The following is a 14,958-nucleotide window of genomic DNA, read 5'->3' as shown; positions in this document are numbered from 1 at the left end:
GCTGTGGACCGCGAAGTACGGCAGCGATACGCCGATCATCTCGGAAGCGGTCGACATCTGGAACGCCGTGCATCTGTGGGCGACTGCAGTCAACAAGGCCGGAACGGCCCAGGCCACTCCGGTCATTGCGGCGCTCGAAAGCGGTCTGAGCTTCGAAGCGCCGAACGGCACCGTGACGCTCGAGCCGAAGTCGCACCATTTGCGCCAGAACATCTACATCGTTGAAGGCGACGACAGGCATGGCTTCAAGGTCGTCGAGACCTTCAAGGGTGTCGCGCCGAGCTACGAAAACGAGAAGTGCGACCTTGTGGCAAACCCGACGCTCGCCCAGCACTTTGCACCAGAGAGCAAATAGCGACCGGGCAGGGCGCGCTCGCTGAGCGCGCCTTTCTATTCGAGAAAGGGGAGGTTATGGAACTCGATTATTTGGCGACAGTGCTGCTGTCGTCGCTGTCCAGCGCGTCGATCCTCTTGATTGCGACGATTGGCCTTGCCGTCGTCTTTGGCCTGATGGGCGTCATCAATCTCGCACATGGTGAGTTCCTGATGATCGGGGCCTACGCAGCCCTGACGGCCACCCAATACGGTATTCCCTTCATCCTCGCGATTCCGATCGCCATCGTTGTCACCATGGCGATCGGCGCGGCTGTCGAGGTCCTGATCATCCGGCGCCTCTATGGCCGCCTGTTCGACACGATGCTCGCGACCTGGGGTCTCAGTATAGCGTTCTATCAGCTTGCCGTTCTGATCTTCGGTACAGTCACGCCGGGCATCGGCATGCCTCAGTTCAACCTGAGGATCGGCAACTACAGTCTCGCCGGCTATCCGCTTCTGATGATCGGCGTTGCCGTGCTCGCGACACTTTTCGTCTACGTCCTTATGACGCGGACCGTCTACGGCATGAAGGCGCGCGCCGCAATTCAGATACCGGAGATGGCACGCGCCATCGGCATCGAGTCCTCCCGCGTCAATACCCTGACTTTTGCGATCGGATGCGGGCTGGCGGGCTTTGCTGGCGCCGTTCTGCTGCCGATCGTGCCGGCGACGCCCTCCATGGGCTTCGCCTTCGTCATCAAGGCGTTTCTCACGGTCGTGGTCGCCGGTCCAGTGACGTTGACCGGCAGCGCGCTGACGGCAATCGGCCTCGGCGGTGGCGCCTCCGTGACGGCGAGCTTCCTGACCTCGGTCGCGGGCGACGCATTCTTCTTTCTGATCACTGCATTCCTCCTCTGGCTCTATCCGCTCGGGATTACGGCCAAGTGGCGCAGCAAGATGTGAGACGTGCTATGAACCTGTCTGCAAAGGATCACCGCATTTCTGCTCTGGCCATATCCGTTCAAGATCGCGGCCAGGTCGCGCAAGATGTGAGGCGCGCCATGAGCCTGAGTGAAAAGCTCTACCAGCGCGCCGGCCTGATTTTCCCGATTCTGGCGACGGGCGGAGCGCTTGCAGCGGCGGGCTTTATCGATCCCTACCTCGCGTACGTCGCCACATCCTGGGTGATCTTTGGATTGCTCGGTCTCAGCCTCGATCTCGTCTGGGGGCGAGGCGGCCTGCTGTCCCTCGGACAAACGGCCTTCTATGGCCTCGGCGGCTATTTCGGCAGCATCCTTGCCATCAACATGGCGCCGCTGACGGGTAACACGCTTATCTGGAGTCTTCCGGCTGGCGCGGCCTTCGGCGCTGCCAGCGCGGCTGCACTTGGCGCGATCATCTTCTTTGCGCGAATGGGACCGTTACAAGCGACGATCCTTTCCTACACCTTTACGCTGCTATTGTGGTCGCTGACGCAATCCTTCAAGGCGACGTTCGGACAGGCGGTGGTCGGCGGCGACAATGGCCTGTCGAACATCCCGGGTGTAGTCCTCGGATTCGGGCAAGGAGCGGAAGCACTCGGCCCGGTCGAGGTATTTGTTACGGTCGTCATCGTGTCGGCGGCCATTTACTTCCTGTGCTGGTGGCTGATGCGCGGCACGTTTGGTCGCGTGATCGACTGCATTCGCATTGACGCGCAGAAGACGGAGCTTCTCGGCTACGATATTCGCAAATACCAGGTCGTCAATTTTTCGCTCGCAGGAGCGATCGCCGGCCTCGCGGGCGCGATGTTCGCGGCCTGGGCGAATTACCTCAACCCGTCGATTTTCTCGGTTCAGGAGGCGCTCCTTGTGCCGATCTACGTCCTGGTCGGCGGTCTCGGTACGCTGGCGGGTGCCTTTGTCGGTGCATTCGCGATCGGCGGCCTGTCCTACTATCTGGGTGGCGGGGCCGTCGGCGGCCAGACGACGCTGATCCTCGGCATCGTCCTGATCTTGCTTGTTCTCTTCCTGAAGAACGGCCTGGTAGGCGCAATGGACGAGCTCTGGCGGAAGACGCTTCCAGACCCGAATGCAGCAGCGCGCGATGCCGGTGCCGTCTCGATTGATCCTGCGGTGCTGGAAGGCATTCTTGTCGAAGCTGCGGAGCAGGCGGGGCCGGCGAAGCGTCTTGCGACCGTCGATCTCTATAAGCGCTTCGGTGGCGTCGTTCCGGTCAACAAGGTGACACGCACCTTCGAACCCGGACGGCCTTATTCGCTGATTGGGCCCAATGGCGCCGGAAAAAGTTCGTATCTGAAGGCCTGCGTCGGCATCTACATGCCCGAAGCCGGATCAGTGGCGGTCGGCCAGGCCGATGCGACGAACGCGCCAATCTTCGAACGCGTCCACCAGGGTGTCGGCGTGAAGAACCAGAAGCCACAGATATTCGGCGAGCTGACAGTGGTCGGGAATCTATCTATTGCGGCCTTCGCGCGCACCGGTGACAAGCAGGCAGCGGTCGATATCAGCCGTCAGATCCTCGCCATGTTGGGTTTCGAGCGGCAGGCGAACGTCCAGGCATCGGCGCTCTCGCATGGGCAGCAGCAATGGCTCGACATCGGCATGGTGCTGTGCCTCGCCCCCCGCGTCGTACTGCTCGACGAGCCAGCGGCCGGTATGACGAACGAGGAAACACGGGAGCTCTCGGCTCTCGTTCGCACCCTGGCGCGGCATACGACTGTGATCGTCGTGGAGCACGATATGGAGTTCGTCAGGACACTCGAAGGTCACGTGACAGTGCTCCACCAGGGCCAGGTCTTTGCCGAAGGCGACATTGCTGCACTGCGCGCAGACGATCGCGTCCTCGACATTTATCTCGGGAGGCGCGAGCATGTTTAGGATTGTGAACGCGACCGGGGGATACGGGAAAACCGTCATCATCCGCAACGTGTCGATCGCGGTGGACAAGGCAGAGATCGTAGCGCTGCTGGGACGCAACGGCGTCGGGAAATCCACGCTGATGCGCTTCGCCATGGCCTTGATCCCGGCTTTTTCTGGTCACGTCGAGATCGATGGCCGCAACGCACCCGAATCGCCTGCCAAGCGCGCGAAGGCGGGCGTCGGTTATGTGCCGCAAGGCCGGTATGTCTTCCCCCGGATGACGGTCACCGAGAATATTGGGGTTGCGGCCGAAACCAATGGCCACAGCGGTCGATTGGCGGTGGAAACTGCCCTGCGAGAGTTTCCCATGCTCCGCCCGAAAGCAGATGATCTTGCCGGTGGCCTGTCTGGCGGGCAGCAACAGGTGCTTGCTCTTGCTCGGGCCCTGGCGACACAGCCGAAGATTCTTCTCCTCGATGAGCCAACCGAGGGTGTCCAGCCGTCCATCATCGACGAGATGGCCGGTATCCTGAAGCGTATCAACCGCGAGCGCGGGCTCGCCATTCTGGTCGCAGAACAGGATCTCGATTTCTGCCTGTCGATCGCTACACGTGCCTACGTCATGGAGAAGGGCAGTGTGCAGCTCGAGACGGATCGCGAGAGTTTGCGGACTGACAGGAAATTGCAACAACAGTTGCTCGGAGTCTGACCATGCACAAGATGCCTGACCCATCAGGATTAAGCGAGGAACAGCTGAGGCAGGTTGCGGCGACCCTGAAGCGCATCCGCGGAGGCCTTGATTGCGCGGATCGCCTGATCGCGCCCGAACCGTCCCACTTCTTTAGTCCCAAGATCCAGGATGCGATGCAGCCGTGACACAAACTCTTACCCAACAGATCGAGGCACTCGCGTCCGGCGTCAACTCGTCCTCGGAACTCGCCGCCAGCGCCCTTGAGCAGGCCGCACGCCACGCCGAACTTAATGCTTTCGTGGCCCTGGATCCTGACCACGTGATGCGGCAAGCTGGAGCGGCAGACGAGCGGCGGCAGCGAGGCAGGGCCATGAGCCCGATCGACGGAGTGCCGATCGCCATCAAGGATAACTACTTGACTGAAGACTATCCGACGACCGCGTGCTCCAATGCATTGCCGCTCGAGCGACAGGGGCAGGACGCCACGATCGTTGCAAATCTTCGCAAGGCGGGGGCGGTTATCTTTGCAAAGACAAATATGCATGAATGGGCATATGGCGCGACAAACTCGACCTCGAGTTTTGGCGCGACCCGGAATCCTCGCAACGCTGACCACATTACCGGAGGTAGCAGCGGCGGTTCCGGTGCTGCAGTCGCGGCCGGCATCGTGGCGGCTGCGCTTGGCAGCGACACCGGGGGTTCGATTCGAATTCCGTCCAGCGCATGTGGCATCTACGGCTTCAAGCCGAGCTACGGCCGTGCCTCGCGCCATGGCGTCCTTCCACTCAGTTGGTCCCTCGATGCCCCGGGGCCGATCACGGCAGCGCTCGACGACATCATCCACCTCATGCCGTTCATCTGCGGAGAGGATCGGAATGATCCTGCCACATTGCAGTCTCCATCTTTCGGACACGTCGGACTCATCGACAGGCCAAGCCTGATCAATCTGGTCGGCGACGGGTTGGAGCGCTCGGACGACGTCGATCGAGGCTTCTCCTCAGCGCTTCAACGCTCCGGCGCAGACGTTGCGAATCGCGATCTGGAGGGAGTGTCGACCTATTTCGCAGCATGGGAAGCAATCCTGCATTGCGAAGCCTCCTCATACCATGCCGAACTGCTGGCCCGGAATCCATCAGGGTTCACAGCCGTTACTCGCACGCATCTCGAGGCCGGAACTCAGATCTCGGGCGTCGAGCTGTTGAAAGCCCAGCGAATTCGTGGCCAACTGACCATGCAGCTGAACGGACTCGGTGACTGGGATGCGCTCGTACTTCCGACTTTGCCGGTCGTTGCTCCGCGGATCGGGGACGACTGGCAGAGCTTTGGCGGCCGGCGAGTTACGACACAGGACAGCATGACCTGGTTCTGTTGGCTGGGAAACCTGGCGGGGCTTCCATGCATTTCTATCCCGTGCGGAAGCTCTCCCGAAGGGCTTCCTATCGGCATGATGTTGATGGGACGGTATGGTCAGGACGAACATCTTCTGGCCGTCGCACGCTGGATCGATCGGCGGATCAACGTGGACGCATGACGATGGATAAGGGGTCGGTCAAACTCGGCGTCCTGTTCTCGCAAACCGGGCCGATGGCTGTGACGGAGAACGCGCATATCGAAGGCGTTTTGATTGCCTGCGACGAGATCAATAGAAGGGGCGGAATCAGTGGCCGGCCTCTCGAACCGGTGATTGCCAATCCCGCAGGCGATGACCGACGATATGAGGAATTGGCAACCGATCTCCTTCTTCGTCAGCGCGTCAGTGCGATCGTCGGCTGCTGCCTGTCGACCAGCCGAAAGAGGGTCGTACCTGTGGTCGAGCGTTACAACGGCGTGCTGCTCTATCCATCCGTCTATGAGGGCTTCGAATATTCCCCTAATGTGCTTTATGGAGGGGCTGTTCCGAACCAGGTGATTGTCCCGCTGCTCGAGTATCTGTTCACCCATTGTGGGAAGGACATCGGCCTCATCGGATCCGACACGCTGTACGCGCGCGAGATCAACCGCCTCGTCAAGGAGTTTCTCACCGAGAGCGGGGGCAAGGTCGTTGGTGAAATTTACCTTCCCTTTGCGACCACGAAGGTACGTTTCGAGCCATCCCTTGAGCACCTCGTCGCGAGGGAGCCGCAAGCGATCATTTCGACGGTCGTCGGCGAGGACACTGTGTCCCTGTACGAGGCCTTCAGCATGGTCCAAAAGGGAGGCAACGTTCCGATCGCGTCGCTGACCACAACGGAATCGGAGCTGAGCCGCATGTCGCCAGAGGCCCGTGCGGGTCATCTTTCAGCGTTGACCTATATCGGCTCGCTGGACACTCCGCAGAACCTGGAATTCGTAGCCGCCTATCAAAAGCGATATGGCCAGGACAAAATGCCCGGAGTCTACACCGAGGTCTGCTATGTGCTCGTCCACATGTTTGCGGATGCTGTGCGGCAGGCCGGAGACTCCGATAGCGATTCTATTCTGCCGATCCTCTCTGGCGCCGTGTTCAAGGGGCCTGCAGGAGACAAGGCGATCGACCTTGACAATAACCACTTCGTGCTGCGGCCGATGATCGGCCGGGCCGCTGAGAGGGGCAACTTCGAGATTGTGTGGAAGAGCCCGGGAGCTGTTCGACCAGATCCCTATCTGGTTTCGTACGACCGTTCCCTGGTCGCGTGAGGCTCAGGATGAGCGAGCGCATTTCGCTGAAAGACGAAGATCTGCTTCGGCGGTTGCGTCGGATGCGAGTTCTCGTCATCCATCCGGACGATGAGGAACGCACACTGTTTCTCGCGCATATCAAACGTATTGGTTGCCAGGTTGAGGGCGTCTGGCCCGCGCCCGAGACATTGCCCCCTTATGTCGACGTCGTCCTTTTCCTCGTGAACCCGAGCCGTGACAGCAGGACTCCGGGCTGGATGACCACGTGCGATGCCGTCGCACGGATCGGCATCATCGCATTCGAGACACCGGAGATCCTCAGCGAGCTTCATAGCCTGAATGTTCACGGCGTGATCTCCAAGCCGATCCGAATCTTCGGCATCCTGGCTGCACTCACTACGGCGGTCAGCCTCGCCAGCCATGAGGCGCGCCTGAAACAACGGATCAAGTCACTGGATGAGACCCTGAAATCGCGGCGAAAGATCGAGAAGGCCGTCGAGATTCTCACCACCACACGCAATATCTCGGAAGAGGAGGCTTATCGTCGACTGCGGGAGAAGGCGATGAACTCGAACACAACGATTGCATCGGTGGCCGAGGCGATCATCGCATCGAGCGATATCTAGGTGTTGGCCGATTGCGCCCCAGGCACCAAAGTCGGTCATCGGCTACGAAAAACGAGCCGAAAGCACCGCTCCTGGGCGAGAAGCCTGGCCCCTCTGTGTCTGTGGTTTTGCGAAGGCTTGGCTCAGCAGTGCCGGGACGATTGCGCGCGCAATTATCCCGGACCATTTGCGCACCGACGAGACTCCGACCCTGAAAATGATTTCGGCCTGATCAGCGCTGTGCAGTACGGCGTTCTCTGGCGTTCCGTGGCGTGTGGAGGTCTACCGCCTTGCGGACGAAAGTCATGGACGAGTCGAGCTCCTTGCCGTCGCGTCCTTGCAGCGCAAGCCTCGGGACACGTTTCCCGCTCGCTTTCTCCGTGAGGATCGAATGACGTTCCGTCTTGCCGAAGCAGTGGTCCTCGGCCCATTGCCGCAAGCTCACAGTTACCAGAAAGAGGTCTCGGCCTTTCTCCGTCAGCACATACTCTTGATAGCCGCCTTCGTCGGAGATCGGAGCCGTTTCAAGAACATTGATCGCGACCAGATGCTTGAGACGCGCAGTCAGAATCCCTTTTGAGATGCCGAGGCTCTTCTGGAACTCGCTGAACCGCCGGATCCCGTCGAAAGCGTCGCGGATGATCAGCAGGGACCACCAGTCACCGATTTCGTCCAAAGCCCTCGCCACTGGACATTCCACGCCCCCCAGACTCGTTCTCTTCATGTTCGCTCAGCTCCAAAATCCAACTGGTCCTAAAATAAGACTAGACAAGCGTTCGTGCAAGTGGTTCGATGATAGAACCAAATTCATCGGAGCAACGACATATGACAAGTGCAACTGCCAGGGCTGCCGAACCGGGCGCTGCGATCAAGCGCAAGAGTGCCGCACGTGTAGCGGTGATCCAGTTCAATCCACAGGTCGGCTTGGAAAATCTGGAGGCGAACGAGGCTGCTGTTCGCAAGCGTCTGCAGCAGGCGGTCTCGGACGGCGCAAACCTGATCGTGCTGCCGGAATTGGCGACTACAGGCTACTGCTTCGAGTCGCGTGCGGAAGCCTTTGCGCATGCGGAGCCGGTACCCGAGGGGCGGACAATTCGCGGCTGGGAGGCTTTTGCCAAACAGCATCAGGTCTACGTCGTCGGCTGCCTGCCCGAACTGGAGGGCCATCAGCTGTTCGATACCGCGGTTCTGGTGGGGCCGGAGGGTTACATCGGCAAGTACCGCAAGACCCATCTTTGGAACGAGGAAAAGCTGTTTTTTACGCCCGGCAACCTGGGCTATCCGGTTTTCGAGACGCGGATTGGCCGGATCGGGCTCCTGGTATGCTGGGACATCTGGTTTCCGGAAACTGCGCGCATCGTTAGCCAGCTCGGCGCCGATATTATTTGCATTCCAACCGGCTGGGTGTGGACGCCGCCGCCGCTCTACGATGCGAGCGGTACCTGCATGGCGGCGTATCTCACCATGACTGCGGCACATGCAAACAACGTCTTTATCGCTACCGCGGACCGGATCGGGACCGAACGCGGCGCCGGGTTTATGGGAAATTCCCTCATCGCAGGCACCAATGGCTGGCCAATTGGCCGGATCGCGGGGCCTGACGAGGACACGATTCTGTACGCCGATATCGATGTTGTCGAGGCGCGGACGGCACCGATCTGGAACAAGCTGAACGACCTGGTGCGGGACCGTCGTACCGATCTCTATGATCAGTTGCTCGGCTTCCGCGGAGCGTCGGCGCTACCTCGATAGCAACGGATGTTGGCCAGGGGCGCGCGAATAAACTCGTCGCGCGCCTGCGGTTCTCGACCCCTGGCGTTTCGCAAGCACTGAAGAGGTGAAAGATGCCCTACCTGCAAATCGACGTGCCGAACCGTTATCCGGCGGAGCAGAAACAGCGCCTGGCGAGGCGCTTTGGCGAAATCTATGCCGATATTATGCACGCGAACATCCGGCGGATTTCTGTGGCTGTGCGCGAGCTCCACGACGGCGGAATCTGGCGCTGCACGGAAGGAGAACCCTACGAGGCGGCCCTTCTGATGTGTGACATCCGGAAAGGGCGCCCGCCCGAGCAACGCGAACGGTTGGCACGCGCGCTTGTCAATGCGTGCGTCGAAATACTGGAGCTGCGGACCGATCAGGTGAACGTTGAGTTCACGCAGCATTCCGGCGATGAAATGTTCCATCCGCTGCTTGGCGGACTCAGCGAGGAGTGGTCGGCTGATGAAGCGCGCTGAACTACTGGACGATCTGCCACTTGGTGGGTCGGAAATTCGAGCAATGGCGGCTGCACTGTCCGCGAGACAGGCCTCCAGTATCGGCCTCGTGGATGATTGCCTTGCCCGCATCAAGGATCCAGCAGGCGAGGGCGCAAGGACATTCATCAAGGTCTGGGAGCAGGAGGCGCGGCTTGCCGCAGCCGCCTTTGACCGCTCGGAACGGGCTGCCGAGGCTCGCTCGCTGATCGCCGGACTTCCAATTTCGGTGAAGGACCTGTTCGACGTTAAAGGCGAGGTCACTCTGGCCGGCGCCACGGCACGGGACGACTCGGCGCCGGCTGCGTGCGACGCTCCTGTAGTCAGCAGACTCAGGTCGGCGGGCGCGGTGTTGATCGGGCGCACGAACATGACGCAATTTGCCTATTCGGCGGTTGGGTTGAACCCGCACTTTGGTACCCCCGGCAATCCGTGGGATCGTGCGCGTACGCCCGGAGGATCTTCGTCAGGCGCTGCGGTATCGGTCGCCGATCGTATGGCCGTTGCATCTATCGGATCGGACACCGTCGGATCAATCCGCGTGCCGGCCGCATTCTGTGGAGTGGTTGGCTTCAAGCCCACCCAACGCCGCGTGCCTCGCGAAGGGGCGATTCCACTATCGACGACCCTGGACACAGTTGGCCCGCTGGCGCGCTCGGTCGAGGACTGCGCGTTGGTTTTCGGCGTTATTGCCGGGGAAGAGCCGCGGCCCACGGAGGACTGCGAACTCTCCAGCCTCCGACTCGCAATTCCCAAGGGAAAGATGCTGGAGGGGCTCGATGCCGAGGTAGCAGGCGCTTTTACGCGCGCCTGCAACAGGGCATCCCGGGCGGGGGCCAAAGTTCGCGAAATCGATGTGCCGCCGCTCGAGGCATTCCAGACACTGAATCCGAACGCAACAATCCAGGCAGTCGAGGCGATGGCCTGGCACCGCGACCTGATCCGCCGAAGGGGTGGCGAGTACGATCCAAATGTGAAGGCGCGCATCGAGGCCGGAGACCGGATCGCAGCGACCGCGTACGTCGATTGCCTGATGCGTCGCGGACCACTGACGCACGAGCTCGATCACCTCACCGCGTGCTTCGATGCCCTGATCATGCCAACTGTCCCGATCATCGCCCCGTCGATTGCGGCTTGCATGCGCGATGAAGGCAGTGTCCGCGCGCAAATCATCAGGAACACCTCACCGTTCAACTATTTCGATCGTCCGGCGATAAGCATTCCGATCCAGGAGCCTGGCAGCGCCCCAGTCGGCCTGATGCTCGTCGGTGGGCACGAGGCTGACTGGAAATTGCTGGCCATAGCTCGTGCTTTCGAAACTGAGAGCAGGAGGTGAGTATTGGGCGTGATTCCTGATCTGCGTCCCTTTTTGCTGCGTCACAAGTGATGCAACCGTCATGAGCAGATCCGGGAACATAAGGTTCGTCGACCTGTAGCATTCTCCTGAACAAAGGACTCTCTACTCCGCCCGTGCTTTGATCTCCGGCAGGAGCGGCTTGCGCTCAAAAGGCTTCTTTTTCGGCGGTGCGGGCAGCAATCCTTCTCGGATCGCCTGCTTCCGAGCGAGTTTGCGGGCCCTGCGGACAGCTTCAGATTTCTCGCGGGCCTTTTTTTCCGACGGCTTTTCATAGGAGCGCCGCTGCTTCATTTCCCGGAAGACGCCCTCTCGCTGCATCTTCTTCTTAAGAACACGGAGTGCCTGCTCGACATTGTTGTCTCGGACAAGTACCTGCAATTAATCCTGCTCCATGGGGCTACGAATTGCGACACGTCCTGCACGGCAGCCAATTGCGCAGGAGCTTCATTGCGATTTCGAGGATGGTGGCGTTGACGTTCATCGCCGGCTTCGAACAAGCCGACCTAATTGTCACTACGCCGCAACTTGGTGGTATCAACGTGACCACTGTCATGCAGCCCTGTCAATCGATAAAGCCCTTCTTGCACGTCGCACGCGCTTGTCCTGCCGGATGAACAGCATCCGGTCTCCATTGTGCTTCGCCTCATGATGGTGCCAACTCCAAACGGCCGCCGATCGGCGCGTTAAGCGCGGCCGATCTCAACAACCTCGCTGAGCTTGTTTTCGGCGTCGTAGATCTTGACCTGAAGCCGGGGGAATTGGTTCTTCAACTGTGTGCCAGCTTCCAGGGCGCTCGGTTTCGCGGTGAAGGTCGCCTTGACATGGCCGTCGACGATTAGGGCATAACCGGTCCTCAGGGGCTCAATCGATGCCTTGGTGGTGCGGGCGGACGCTGCTGGCGCTGCCAGCCTGCGCTTCTCGCGCATGGGAAAAACTCCGCTTGTCGGGGACTGCTGATCAACTGCCCTCCGTCCCCAAGGTTCCCGTCACCAGATGCGCGCCAATCGGCTCCTGACTACCAGCTTCCATGTCCCGCCGGGAGCCTTTCAACGTTCGACATTTGACGGGTCCCGCGCAAACCGCAACCTGTCGTCTCGTGCCGTTGGTGGCTGCTCATTCGTGCGATATGGTCGGGCTGATCGCCATTCAGCGGTGCAGAGAATCCCGCGATCGCATTCGTCCGCAAGCCTAAGCAGCAGGTCCGCATTGGTCTTGTCGCCAGAGGCGAGTGCTAGTCTGCGATATCGGATCGCGCGGGCTTTGCTCATGGCATCTCACATCTCAATGCTACCGACTAGCGCGCTTTCGTAGATCGAGGCGAGGCCGCCGGACCATACTCAGCGTGCCTTACTTCGGTGGATGCAAATCGCCTTGAAGCCAGCGACCCAGGGCCTTCGAATGCAAAGGATCTTCGCTGGCGGCAAGGGTCGTAAGCATGTGGTTGCAGACAGCGCACTGATACCTGTGCAAGTCCATGCCTGGGCGCTCTGCTTCGATGCTGACGAGCATCATCGAAGCCTTGCATCTTGGACAGACGGGGCGCGGTAATGTGATCGGAGGAATGGCAGGCGCGGGGCGTTGAGGTTGCGTCATGATGCCTCCCTACGCATAGGCGGGAGCGCAACACTCTCAGTCACCGGCAAATGCCAGAATGCGGAACGGTGATAGCGCAATATGCGCCGCAGCGACCTCAAAAGCGAGTAAATTCACATCGCAGCAATAGTCACATTGTGGGCGGAACCCCATTGGCGACAACATGCCCGCCGGCTGAGTCGGTGAACGACAGGGGGCCGCAGGCAGGCCTAGGTTGCTTTGGAAGTGATTTCACGAACCTCGCCAGGCTGGACGTGCAACACCTCTATCTCCTGAGCTTCCAGCCTGTTGCTCAGCAAGGCTGCTGTCCACCCTTCTGGGATGGCCTCCAGAACCCTGCTGACCGCATCGTCGCGGAGCGTCGCGGCAACCCAAACTTGGTGTTTGCGGTCATCGGTTGTGACCCGAACCAAATGGACCTCGGAATTGTCGTTTGCGGCTGCCATATTTCCCTGTGCACAGCTCCCTTTGATGTTCCAATTGCCGTACACTGCGGGAACCAATGCTTGCTCCGGTACTTAAGGGGCCATAGCCGAGCGACGCTAAAGTCGTTGTTGAGGTTATGGGCTCGGTCTCCCAGGCACACCGGGCTCACTTTTTGAGGCCGCCTCAGTTGGCGGATCCACCGCGTGAAGGTCTCACGGGGAGGTGTCGCGATTGGCACAAGTTATCGGATCGACTCTTTGTTCCTGCGGATAGCGAGCGCTGATCGAGACAGCATGCCAGCAACCTTTAGGTCCCTCAAAAGTTTGCAGATGATCACCGCTCGGCCCGTGGCATTTATCGGTGTTGAGAACGCCCCTTGCGCTCCCGCCCAATCCAAACGGGGAGCAGCGCCATGTTGCACCGGCGATCTTTCGAGCAATCATCGGCACTTGAAGACCGACTAGAGGAAGAGGCAGCTAACTTGCGCAGGCAAGCTGAGGACATGCCTCCTTGCGTTCGTCGAGAGGAGCTTCTGCGAAAGGCGCGCCAAGCCGACAACGCTGCGCACGTGAGTGGGTGGTTGCGTGCCGCAAGCTCGCGGCCTCCAAAGTAGGGCCATGGCTATGTTGGAAGACGTCTTGCATCGGAAGGGATGGTCAGTACTTGATCCTGATCATGTCCTCGTCTTTTGCCCGAACTGTCAGGCCTGGCCGATGGCCGCGTACTTCATCCAGACAAGGTGGGTAGCCCAGACTCGCGAAATTGATTTCAGGTGCCAGCATTGCGGCCATGAAGAAGTGCACGCGGTCGATAGCAAGGGCGGGATCACAACGACTAAGAGGCGGCGACGCCGCTGCTTGGAGCGTTAAGTAATCTTGATCGGACGGTGACCGGGCGGTGTGCGGTTCTCACGGCGGACAGGCTTGCGCATGTCGGCACAAAAGCGCCCGACGTAAGCAGCTCGCAAATTATCGATCGGTAGGGGCTCGAGTAGTCGGCGAGCTACTGTCGGTGGATGTTGAAAAGAGGCCGCCTACTGAGGCGACCTTTGTCGTCGCTACGGTTTCTGAAGAGATCGATCAATTCTTGAAGCCCTGACTACTGCACCACCACCAGGCACCGTTACTGTCCGCACCTGTCTTCCTCACCATCGCCATACATTCGGTGTAGCTGTGGGCGAGAGGCTTCGAACAGTCTCGAGCGCGGCAACTGCGACGCTTCGTCTCGGTCCGGGATTCCGGACCGGGCATACGCCAGGACAGCCTTGATCGACTTTTTGATCCATTTTACACAACGAAGTCGGCCGGCATGGGAATGGGATTGGCAATCTGCCGCTCAATTGTGGAAGGACACAGGGGGGCAAATATGGGCAACGGCGAACATCCCGCGGGGCGCTGCGTTTCATTTCACGATCCCTGCCGCTGCTCCCCCGCCGGCGCGATGGGTGAGGGGACTCTGCCTGGTCATCGGTCGCGGCTCGTCAACCGCCGGGCGTTTCTGTTCGGCTCCGCTGCCGGTCTCGCCGCACTGAGCCTGGCCGGTTGCGCATCCGACTACATGAGCCTGGCCGAGGCGGAGAAAGTCTACGGGCCCGTGCCCAACGAGAAATTCCCGATCCCTGCGGTCGATGTTGGTAAGATCAATCCGAAATATTTTCGCAAGACAGTGCGCTACGACAGCAATGAGGCGCCCGGTACGATTATCATTGATCCCAGCAAGTACTATGTTTACCGCATTGAAGGCGAGGGAAACGCGACCCGCTATGGCGCCAATGTCGGCCGCGATGGGTTCCGGTGGAGCGGGGAGGCTTATGTCGGGCGCAAAGCCGAATGGCCTACCTGGACGCCACCCAGGGAGATGATCGCGCGCCAGCCGGAGGCGGGCAAATATGCTCGTGGCATGCCGGGAGGTCTTGACAATCCACTTGGTGCCCGCGTGCTCTACCTCTATCAAAATGGGGTGTACACGCTTTACACGATCTATAGCACTAGCGACCCTGAAACGATCGGGAACGGCATTACGAGCGGCTGTACCGGCCTCCTCAGCCAGGACATGCTCGACCTCTATTCGCGAACGCCCGTCAAGACGAAGGTGATAGTGCTGCCGGCATAGGCAACGGCGTCGGTCCAAGCGCCGCCAGTAGCTCTCCGAGAAGCCCGTCGGCTTGACACGCCGCCTTGGCGCCGGCCGTCCCGCTATGAGCCTTGAGGGTGGCATC

The 14,958-nt window shown here is 60.2% G+C and carries 15 protein-coding genes and 1 pseudogene; 12 read left to right on the top strand and 4 right to left on the bottom strand.

Annotated elements, in window-relative coordinates; all coding sequences use genetic code 11:
• From SO156_RS31260 to SO156_RS31230, 7 genes are all read left to right on the top strand, one after another.
• The coding region (locus tag SO156_RS31260) for a transporter substrate-binding protein (protein ID WP_498537452.1) at positions 1-355 on the top strand (355 nt) is incomplete at its 5' end.
• Positions 356-411: 56 nt separating this feature from the next.
• Entirely contained in the window at positions 412-1,278 is an 867-nt protein-coding gene (locus SO156_RS31255; RefSeq protein WP_498537451.1) for an ABC transporter permease subunit, read from the top strand.
• 98 nt (positions 1,279-1,376) lie between these two features.
• Positions 1,377-3,194, top strand: a complete 1,818-nt coding sequence (locus SO156_RS31250) for an ABC transporter permease subunit (RefSeq protein WP_498537450.1) — start codon at positions 1,377-1,379, stop codon at positions 3,192-3,194.
• Positions 3,187-3,885: an ABC transporter ATP-binding protein gene (locus tag SO156_RS31245; protein ID WP_498537449.1), complete on the top strand. Its 699-nt coding sequence runs from the start codon at positions 3,187-3,189 to the stop codon at positions 3,883-3,885. The genes SO156_RS31250 and SO156_RS31245 overlap by 8 nt, the downstream gene beginning before the upstream one ends.
• A 163-nt stretch (positions 3,886-4,048) precedes the next feature.
• The gene (locus SO156_RS31240; protein ID WP_498537448.1) at positions 4,049-5,398 is read left to right on the top strand and encodes an amidase; all 1,350 of its coding nucleotides are present in this window, start codon (positions 4,049-4,051) and stop codon (positions 5,396-5,398) included.
• Complete coding sequence (locus tag SO156_RS31235; protein ID WP_498537447.1) at positions 5,395-6,522, top strand: transporter substrate-binding domain-containing protein; 1,128 nt, start codon at positions 5,395-5,397, stop codon at positions 6,520-6,522. Before SO156_RS31240 ends, SO156_RS31235 begins: the two co-directional genes overlap by 4 nt.
• 8 nt (positions 6,523-6,530) lie before the next feature.
• Positions 6,531-7,130, top strand: coding sequence for an ANTAR domain-containing response regulator (locus SO156_RS31230; protein ID WP_498537446.1), 600 nt, complete (start codon positions 6,531-6,533; stop codon positions 7,128-7,130).
• Between the two features lie 211 nt (positions 7,131-7,341).
• Here the strand turns inward: SO156_RS31230 and SO156_RS31225 are convergent, their stop codons facing one another.
• On the bottom strand, positions 7,342-7,833 hold the full coding sequence (locus tag SO156_RS31225) for a winged helix-turn-helix transcriptional regulator (protein WP_498537445.1): 492 nt from the start codon (positions 7,831-7,833) through the stop codon (positions 7,342-7,344).
• 68 nt (positions 7,834-7,901) lie between these two features.
• Between SO156_RS31225 and SO156_RS31220 the strand changes: the two genes are divergently transcribed.
• The 3 genes from SO156_RS31220 to SO156_RS31210 all read left to right on the top strand — a co-directional run bounded on the left by SO156_RS31220 (position 7,902) and on the right by SO156_RS31210 (position 10,700).
• Complete coding sequence (locus SO156_RS31220) at positions 7,902-8,861, top strand: nitrilase family protein (RefSeq protein WP_498537444.1); 960 nt, start codon at positions 7,902-7,904, stop codon at positions 8,859-8,861.
• A gap of 92 nt (positions 8,862-8,953) precedes the next feature.
• A complete protein-coding gene (locus tag SO156_RS31215) occupies positions 8,954-9,346 on the top strand; it encodes a tautomerase family protein (RefSeq protein ID WP_498537443.1) in 393 nt (130 codons plus the stop codon).
• Positions 9,333-10,700 carry an amidase gene (locus tag SO156_RS31210; protein WP_498537442.1) on the top strand — a complete coding sequence of 456 codons (1,368 nt, stop codon included), beginning with the start codon at positions 9,333-9,335 and terminating at the stop codon, positions 10,698-10,700. The genes SO156_RS31215 and SO156_RS31210 overlap by 14 nt, the downstream gene beginning before the upstream one ends.
• A gap of 123 nt (positions 10,701-10,823) precedes the next feature.
• Here the strand turns inward: SO156_RS31210 and rpsU are convergent, their stop codons facing one another.
• The 3 genes from rpsU to SO156_RS31195 form a co-directional block, all read right to left on the bottom strand.
• Entirely contained in the window at positions 10,824-11,099 is a 276-nt protein-coding gene (gene rpsU, locus SO156_RS31205; RefSeq protein WP_498537441.1) for a 30S ribosomal protein S21, read from the bottom strand.
• A gap of 305 nt (positions 11,100-11,404) precedes the next feature.
• Entirely contained in the window at positions 11,405-11,647 is a 243-nt protein-coding gene (locus tag SO156_RS31200) for a hypothetical protein (RefSeq protein WP_498537440.1), read from the bottom strand.
• Positions 11,648-12,523: 876 nt separating this feature from the next.
• Entirely contained in the window at positions 12,524-12,817 is a 294-nt protein-coding gene (locus tag SO156_RS31195) for a hypothetical protein (RefSeq protein WP_498537439.1), read from the bottom strand.
• A gap of 1,093 nt (positions 12,818-13,910) precedes the next feature.
• Here SO156_RS31195 and SO156_RS31190 point away from each other — a divergent pair.
• Both SO156_RS31190 and SO156_RS31185 read left to right on the top strand, forming a co-directional pair.
• Positions 13,911-14,039 (top strand): annotated as a pseudogene (locus tag SO156_RS31190) (two-component sensor histidine kinase); the annotation flags it as partial.
• A 141-nt stretch (positions 14,040-14,180) separates the two neighbouring features.
• On the top strand, positions 14,181-14,852 hold the full coding sequence (locus tag SO156_RS31185) for a L,D-transpeptidase (RefSeq protein WP_498537453.1): 672 nt from the start codon (positions 14,181-14,183) through the stop codon (positions 14,850-14,852).
• Positions 14,853-14,958: the final 106 nt, after the last annotated feature.

The sequence above is a fragment of the Bradyrhizobium sp. UFLA05-125 genome (genome assembly GCF_059803515.1).
This window is presented reverse-complemented; position numbering and strand designations above follow the sequence as displayed.

Bases quoted from the DNA above. Each gene is read 5' to 3' on its own strand.
- SO156_RS31255 (WP_498537451.1), top strand. From the start codon at position 412: ATGGAACTCGATTATTTGGCGACAGTGCTGCTGTCGTCGCTGTCCAGC.
- SO156_RS31250 (WP_498537450.1), top strand. From the start codon at position 1,377: ATGAGCCTGAGTGAAAAGCTCTACCAGCGCGCCGGCCTGATTTTCCCG.
- SO156_RS31245 (WP_498537449.1), top strand. From the start codon at position 3,187: ATGTTTAGGATTGTGAACGCGACCGGGGGATACGGGAAAACCGTCATC.
- SO156_RS31235 (WP_498537447.1), top strand. From the start codon at position 5,395: ATGACGATGGATAAGGGGTCGGTCAAACTCGGCGTCCTGTTCTCGCAA.
- SO156_RS31230 (WP_498537446.1), top strand. From the start codon at position 6,531: ATGAGCGAGCGCATTTCGCTGAAAGACGAAGATCTGCTTCGGCGGTTG.
- SO156_RS31225 (WP_498537445.1), bottom strand. From the start codon at position 7,833: ATGAAGAGAACGAGTCTGGGGGGCGTGGAATGTCCAGTGGCGAGGGCT.
- SO156_RS31220 (WP_498537444.1), top strand. From the start codon at position 7,902: ATGATAGAACCAAATTCATCGGAGCAACGACATATGACAAGTGCAACT.
- SO156_RS31215 (WP_498537443.1), top strand. From the start codon at position 8,954: ATGCCCTACCTGCAAATCGACGTGCCGAACCGTTATCCGGCGGAGCAG.
- SO156_RS31210 (WP_498537442.1), top strand. From the start codon at position 9,333: ATGAAGCGCGCTGAACTACTGGACGATCTGCCACTTGGTGGGTCGGAA.
- SO156_RS31200 (WP_498537440.1), bottom strand. From the start codon at position 11,647: ATGCGCGAGAAGCGCAGGCTGGCAGCGCCAGCAGCGTCCGCCCGCACC.
- SO156_RS31185 (WP_498537453.1), top strand. From the start codon at position 14,181: ATGGGTGAGGGGACTCTGCCTGGTCATCGGTCGCGGCTCGTCAACCGC.